The organism is Pseudomonas sp. FSL R10-2964 (genome assembly GCF_009600035.1).
GTDB classification, from domain to species: Bacteria; Pseudomonadota; Gammaproteobacteria; order Pseudomonadales; family Pseudomonadaceae; genus Aquipseudomonas; species Aquipseudomonas bubulae.
Genome location: NZ_WIWH01000087.1, coordinates 1 through 1745, shown reverse-complemented (window position 1 = coordinate 1745; position 1745 = coordinate 1). Strand labels below are relative to the sequence as shown.

Annotated in this window: 1 rRNA gene; it reads right to left on the bottom strand. The window is 52.1% G+C overall.

The annotated features are described in order from the left end of the window. Nucleotides 1-20: 20 nt before the first annotated feature. Nucleotides 21-1745, bottom strand: a 23S ribosomal RNA gene (locus tag GHN92_RS23530); the annotation flags it as partial.

Below are 1745 nucleotides of genomic sequence, written 5' to 3'. Positions count from 1 at the left end.
GCAAATTGCTTGGGTGTTATATGGTCAAGCCTCACGGGCAATTAGTATTGGTTAGCTCAACGCCTCACAGCGCTTACACACCCAACCTATCAACGTCGTAGTCTTCGACGGCCCTTTAGGGAACTCAAGGTTCCAGTGAGATCTCATCTTGAGGCAAGTTTCCCGCTTAGATGCTTTCAGCGGTTATCTTTCCCGAACATAGCTACCCGGCAATGCCACTGGCGTGACAACCGGAACACCAGAGGTTCGTCCACTCCGGTCCTCTCGTACTAGGAGCAGCCCCTCTCAAATCTCAAACGTCCACGGCAGATAGGGACCGAACTGTCTCACGACGTTCTAAACCCAGCTCGCGTACCACTTTAAATGGCGAACAGCCATACCCTTGGGACCGGCTTCAGCCCCAGGATGTGATGAGCCGACATCGAGGTGCCAAACACCGCCGTCGATATGAACTCTTGGGCGGTATCAGCCTGTTATCCCCGGAGTACCTTTTATCCGTTGAGCGATGGCCCTTCCATACAGAACCACCGGATCACTAAGACCTACTTTCGTACCTGCTCGACGTGTCTGTCTCGCAGTCAAGCGCGCTTTTGCCTTTATACTCTACGACCGATTTCCGACCGGTCTGAGCGCACCTTCGTACTCCTCCGTTACTCTTTAGGAGGAGACCGCCCCAGTCAAACTACCCACCATACACTGTCCTCGATCCGGATAACGGACCTGAGTTAGAACCTCAAAGTTGCCAGGGTGGTATTTCAAGGTTGGCTCCACGCAAACTGGCGTTCACGCTTCAAAGCCTCCCACCTATCCTACACAAGCAAATTCAAAGTCCAGTGCAAAGCTATAGTAAAGGTTCACGGGGTCTTTCCGTCTAGCCGCGGATACACTGCATCTTCACAGCGATTTCAATTTCACTGAGTCTCGGGTGGAGACAGCGCCGCCATCGTTACGCCATTCGTGCAGGTCGGAACTTACCCGACAAGGAATTTCGCTACCTTAGGACCGTTATAGTTACGGCCGCCGTTTACCGGGGCTTCGATCAAGAGCTTCGCGTTAGCTAACCCCATCAATTAACCTTCCGGCACCGGGCAGGCGTCACACCCTATACGTCCACTTTCGTGTTTGCAGAGTGCTGTGTTTTTAATAAACAGTCGCAGCGGCCTGGTATCTTCGACCGACAGGGGCTTACGCAGTAAATGCTTCACCTCCATCGGCGCACCTTCTCCCGAAGTTACGGTGCCATTTTGCCTAGTTCCTTCACCCGAGTTCTCTCAAGCGCCTTGGTATTCTCTACCCAACCACCTGTGTCGGTTTGGGGTACGGTTCCTGGTTACCTGAAGCTTAGAAGCTTTTCTTGGAAGCATGGCATCAACCACTTCGTGTTCTAAAAGAACACTCGTCATCAGCTCTCGGCCTTAGAATCCCGGATTTACCTAAGATTCCAGCCTACCACCTTAAACTTGGACAACCAACGCCAAGCTGGCCTAGCCTTCTCCGTCCCTCCATCGCAATAACCAGAAGTACAGGAATATTAACCTGTTTTCCATCGACTACGCTTTTCAGCCTCGCCTTAGGGACCGACTAACCCTGCGTCGATTAACGTTGCGCAGGAAACCTTGGTCTTTCGGCGTGGGTGTTTTTCACACCCATTATCGTTACTCATGTCAGCATTCGCACTTCTGATACCTCCAGCAAGCTTCTCAACTCACCTTCACAGGCTTACAGAACGCTCCTCTACCGCATCA